This window comes from Hylemonella gracilis ATCC 19624 (genome assembly GCF_000211835.1).
Classification (GTDB): Bacteria; Pseudomonadota; Gammaproteobacteria; order Burkholderiales; family Burkholderiaceae_C; genus Hylemonella; species Hylemonella gracilis.
This window is the reverse complement of the sequence record NZ_AEGR01000103.1, coordinates 1-5676: the sequence shown is the minus strand read 5'-3', so window position 1 is coordinate 5676 and position 5676 is coordinate 1. Positions and strand designations below refer to the sequence as shown.

Annotated in this window: 2 tRNA genes and 3 rRNA genes; all 5 read left to right on the top strand. The window is 51.7% G+C overall.

Annotated elements, in window-relative coordinates:
• Nucleotides 1–355: 355 nt before the first annotated feature.
• The 5 genes from HGR_RS15735 to rrf all read left to right on the top strand — a co-directional run bounded on the left by HGR_RS15735 (nucleotide 356) and on the right by rrf (nucleotide 5621).
• Nucleotides 356–1879 (top strand): 16S ribosomal RNA (locus HGR_RS15735).
• Between the two features lie 95 nt (nucleotides 1880–1974).
• Nucleotides 1975–2051 (top strand) — tRNA-Ile (locus HGR_RS15730).
• Between the two features lie 17 nt (nucleotides 2052–2068).
• Nucleotides 2069–2144 (top strand) — tRNA-Ala (locus HGR_RS15725).
• A 372-nt stretch (nucleotides 2145–2516) separates the two neighbouring features.
• Nucleotides 2517–5391, top strand: a 23S ribosomal RNA gene (locus HGR_RS15720).
• A gap of 117 nt (nucleotides 5392–5508) precedes the next feature.
• Nucleotides 5509–5621 (top strand): 5S ribosomal RNA (gene rrf / locus HGR_RS15715).
• The 16S, 23S and 5S rRNA genes sit together here with 2 tRNA genes alongside, the layout of an rRNA operon.
• Nucleotides 5622–5676 lie beyond the last annotated feature (55 nt).

Genomic DNA, 5676 nt, shown 5'->3' with positions numbered 1-5676 from the left:
TGCTATAGTTGCGGTCTTCGCTGCTGACGGCGGTCTTCTTCGGGAAGGCGGTTGGAGGTGGATGAAGGTGGTGCGGTGATGAAGAAATTTGTTGAATGATTTGACGGTTCTTCAAAATCTGTGCTACAGTCTAGGGCTTCGCTGATCGCGGCGGAGTTAAGAAAAAAACGGATCAAGTTTTGGTTTGTTTTAGTTGGATCTTTAACAAGATACAGCCGATAAGCGTGGGCATTTGGCGAGATTGCAAGTTCTTCGGAACAAAGTGCAATGCACTAAATGCTCATGAGAAGTGAAGTTCACTTCAATTTCGAATGAGTAGTCTTTGCTGAAAAGCGAGGACGTTAAATTCAAGATCGAACTATAGAGTTTGATCCTGGCTCAGATTGAACGCTGGCGGCATGCCTTACACATGCAAGTCGAACGGTAACAGGTTAAGCTGACGAGTGGCGAACGGGTGAGTAATACATCGGAACGTGCCCAGACGTGGGGGATAGCTCGGCGAAAGCCGGATTAATACCGCATAAGCTCTGAGGAGGAAAGCGGGGGACCGTAAGGCCTCGCGCGTTTGGAGCGGCCGATGGCAGATTAGGTAGTTGGTGGGGTAAAGGCTTACCAAGCCTACGATCTGTAGCTGGTCTGAGAGGACGACCAGCCACACTGGGACTGAGACACGGCCCAGACTCCTACGGGAGGCAGCAGTGGGGAATTTTGGACAATGGGCGAAAGCCTGATCCAGCAATGCCGCGTGCAGGATGAAGGCCTTCGGGTTGTAAACTGCTTTTGTACGGAACGAAAAGGCGCCTACTAATACTGGGCGTTGATGACGGTACCGTAAGAATAAGCACCGGCTAACTACGTGCCAGCAGCCGCGGTAATACGTAGGGTGCGAGCGTTAATCGGAATTACTGGGCGTAAAGCGTGCGCAGGCGGTGTTGTAAGACAGTTGTGAAATCCCCGGGCTCAACCTGGGAACTGCATCTGTGACTGCAATGCTGGAGTGCGGCAGAGGGGGATGGAATTCCGCGTGTAGCAGTGAAATGCGTAGATATGCGGAGGAACACCGATGGCGAAGGCAATCCCCTGGGCCTGCACTGACGCTCATGCACGAAAGCGTGGGGAGCAAACAGGATTAGATACCCTGGTAGTCCACGCCCTAAACGATGTCAACTGGTTGTTGGGTCTTTACTGACTCAGTAACGAAGCTAACGCGTGAAGTTGACCGCCTGGGGAGTACGGCCGCAAGGTTGAAACTCAAAGGAATTGACGGGGACCCGCACAAGCGGTGGATGATGTGGTTTAATTCGATGCAACGCGAAAAACCTTACCCACCTTTGACATGTACGGAAGTTGCCAGAGATGGCTTCGTGCTCGAAAGAGAGCCGTAACACAGGTGCTGCATGGCTGTCGTCAGCTCGTGTCGTGAGATGTTGGGTTAAGTCCCGCAACGAGCGCAACCCTTGCCATTAGTTGCTACGAAAGGGCACTCTAATGGGACTGCCGGTGACAAACCGGAGGAAGGTGGGGATGACGTCAAGTCCTCATGGCCCTTATAGGTGGGGCTACACACGTCATACAATGGCTGGTACAGAGGGTTGCCAACCCGCGAGGGGGAGCTAATCCCATAAAACCAGTCGTAGTCCGGATCGCAGTCTGCAACTCGACTGCGTGAAGTCGGAATCGCTAGTAATCGCGGATCAGCTTGCCGCGGTGAATACGTTCCCGGGTCTTGTACACACCGCCCGTCACACCATGGGAGCGGGTTCTGCCAGAAGTAGTTAGCCTAACCGCAAGGAGGGCGATTACCACGGCAGGGTTCGTGACTGGGGTGAAGTCGTAACAAGGTAGCCGTATCGGAAGGTGCGGCTGGATCACCTCCTTTCTGGAAAATGGCAATTAAGCCAAATGCTCACACTTATCGGTTGTTGGAAGGTTGTCGCCAACGATCAGGCGTTGCTTGATTGAAGCGACCGGCTTGGGTCTGTAGCTCAGTTGGTTAGAGCACCGTCTTGATAAGGCGGGGGTCGTTGGTTCGAGACCAACCAGACCCACCATCCCGTTCCATCGAACTGGGGGATTAGCTCAGCTGGGAGAGCACCTGCTTTGCAAGCAGGGGGTCGTCGGTTCGATCCCGTCATCCTCCACCAATAACAATCAACATCAAAGCGGCTTCGTTCAGGTACTGATCGAGGCTTTTTTGATGTTGGTCGATATCAATCGATCAACAACGAGTCGCGAGACTCACGGCTGTTCTTTAACAATTTATAGAGTCGAATCAGCGTTGCCAACGGAAAGGATAGAAATATCCACCGTGCCGTTGGCAACAATTTAGATTGCGTCAAAACGAAATTCAAACTTTGTTTGTATTTCAAGTAATGACGAATCGTTCTCTGACATGCTGGGCAGTAATGCTTGGCGTAGTCGAAGAATCATTCACATTACGGCATAACGCGCCAGGTGAAAGACCTGGCAAGTCCTTGATTGGCTTTGAGAACTCGTGAGAGTGATCAAAGTTATAGGGTCAAGTGACTAAGAGCATGTGGTGGATGCCTTGGCAATGATAGGCGACGAAGGACGTGATAGCCTGCGATAAGCTTCGGGGAGCTGGCAAATAAGCTTTGATCCGGAGATTTCCGAATGGGGAAACCCACCTGCAAAGGTATCGCATACTGAATACATAGGTATGCGAGGCGAACCGGGTGAACTGAAACATCTCAGTAGCTCGAGGAAAAGACATCAACCGAGATTCCGAAAGTAGTGGCGAGCGAAATCGGAGAAGCCTGTTAGTGATAGCACGACTCTTAGCGGAACGGTCTGGAAAGGCCGACTATAGAAGGTGATAGTCCTGTACGCGAAAAGAGACGTGTGGTACTGAGCTAACGAAAAGTAGGGCGGGACACGTGTAATCCTGTCTGAATATGGGGGGACCATCCTCCAAGGCTAAATACTCATCATTGACCGATAGTGAACTAGTACCGTGAGGGAAAGGCGAAAAGAACCCCGGGAGGGGAGTGAAATAGATCCTGAAACCGCATGCTTACAAAAAGTAGGAGCCCGCAAGGGTGACTGCGTACCTTTTGTATAATGGGTCAGCGACTTACATTCAGTGGCAAGGTTAACCGAATAGGGAAGCCGTAGAGAAATCGAGTCCGAATAGGGCGAATTAGTCGCTGGGTGTAGACCCGAAACCAAGTGATCTATCCATGGCCAGGATGAAGGTGCCGTAACAGGTACTGGAGGTCCGAACCGACTAGTGTTGCAAAACTAGCGGATGAGCTGTGGATAGGGGTGAAAGGCTAAACAAACTTGGAAATAGCTGGTTCTCTCCGAAAACTATTTAGGTAGTGCCTCAAGTATTACCGTCGGGGGTAGAGCACTGTTTTGGCTAGGGGGTCATGGCGACTTACCAAACCAAGGCAAACTCCGAATACCGACGAGTACAGCTTGGGAGACAGAGCACCGGGTGCTAACGTCCGGACTCAAGAGGGAAACAACCCAGACCGCCAGCTAAGGTCCCTAAAATTGGCTAAGTGGGAAACGAAGTGGGAAGGCTAAAACAGTCAGGATGTTGGCTTAGAAGCAGCCATCATTTAAAGAAAGCGTAATAGCTCACTGATCGAGTCGTCCTGCGCGGAAGATGTAACGGGGCTAAGCCAGTTACCGAAGCTGCGGATTTGCACGCAAGTGCAAGTGGTAGGAGAGCGTTCTGTAAGCCTGTGAAGGTGGCTTGTAAAGGCTGCTGGAGGTATCAGAAGTGCGAATGCTGACATGAGTAGCGTTAAAGGGGGTGAAAAGCCCCCTCGCCGTAAGCGCAAGGTTTTCTACGCAACGTTCATCGGCGTAGAGTGAGTCGGCCCCTAAGGCGAGGCAGAGATGCGTAGCTGATGGGAAACAGGTCAATATTCCTGTACCGATCAATAGTGCGATGTGGGGACGGAGAAGGTTAGCTCAGCCAACTGTTGGATGTTGGTTCAAGCCTGTAGTCGTGCCTGGTAGGCAAATCCGCCGGGCTTAGATGAGGGGTGATAACGAGTCTGCTTGCAGACGAAGTGAGTGATACCCTGCTTCCAGGAAAAGCCACTAAGCTTCAGCTATTGACGACCGTACCGCAAACCGACACTGGTGCGCGAGATGAGTATTCTAAGGCGCTTGAGAGAACTCAGGAGAAGGAACTCGGCAAATTGACACCGTAACTTCGGGAGAAGGTGTGCCCTCAGTAGGTGAACCTGTACAAGGGGAGCCCAAAGGGGTTGCAAAGAATCGGTGGCTGCGACTGTTTATTAAAAACACAGCACTCTGCAAACACGAAAGTGGACGTATAGGGTGTGACGCCTGCCCGGTGCTGGAAGATTAAATGATGGGGTGCAAGCTCTTGATTGAAGTCCCAGTAAACGGCGGCCGTAACTATAACGGTCCTAAGGTAGCGAAATTCCTTGTCGGGTAAGTTCCGACCTGCACGAATGGCGTAACGATGGCCACACTGTCTCCTCCTGAGACTCAGCGAAGTTGAAATGTTTGTGATGATGCAATCTCCCCGCGGAAAGACGGAAAGACCCCATGAACCTTTACTGTAGCTTTGTATTGGACTTTGAACGGATCTGTGTAGGATAGGTGGGAGGCTTTGAAGCAGGGTCGCTAGATCTTGTGGAGCCAACGTTGAAATACCACCCTGGTGCGTTTGAGGTTCTAACCTGGATCCCTGATCGGGATTGGGGACAGTGCATGGTAGGCAGTTTGACTGGGGCGGTCTCCTCCCAAAGCGTAACGGAGGAGTTCGAAGGTACGCTAGTTACGGTCGGACATCGTGACGATAGTGCAATGGCATAAGCGTGCTTAACTGCGAGACTGACAAGTCGAGCAGATGCGAAAGCAGGACATAGTGATCCGGTGGTTCTGTATGGAAGGGCCATCGCTCAACGGATAAAAGGTACTCTGGGGATAACAGGCTGATACCGCCCAAGAGTTCATATCGACGGCGGTGTTTGGCACCTCGATGTCGGCTCATCTCATCCTGGGGCTGTAGCCGGTCCCAAGGGTATGGCTGTTCGCCATTTAAAGAGGTACGTGAGCTGGGTTTAAAACGTCGTGAGACAGTTTGGTCCCTATCTTCCGTGGGCGCTGCAGATTTGAGGAAGCCTGCTCCTAGTACGAGAGGACCGGAGTGGACACACCTCTGGTGTACCGGTTGTCACGCCAGTGGCATCGCCGGGTAGCTATGTGTGGAAGAGATAACCGCTGAAAGCATCTAAGCGGGAAACTCGTTTCAAGATGAGATCTGCCGGGGCCTTGAGCCCCCTAAAGAGTCGTTCAAGACCAGGACGTTGATAGGCTGGGTGTGGAAGCGCAGTAATGCGTTAAGCTAACCAGTACTAATTGCTCGTGCGGCTTGACCCTATAACTTTGATCTCAATGCAGATCAAATGACGGTTATGCCTAGACGCAATCCAAATAAGCTGATTCAAGCTCTATAAATTGGTCCTCTTGACCCAGTCAAGATGACAAAAAGTTATGCCTGATGACCATAGCGAGGTGGTCCCACTCCTTCCCATCCCGAACAGGACAGTGAAACGCCTCTGCGCCGATGATAGTGCGGGTTCCCGTGTGAAAGTAGGACATCGTCAGGCTCCTATAGCCTCAGACCGCCCTCTCGGATAACCTCCGACGAGGGCGTTTCTGTTT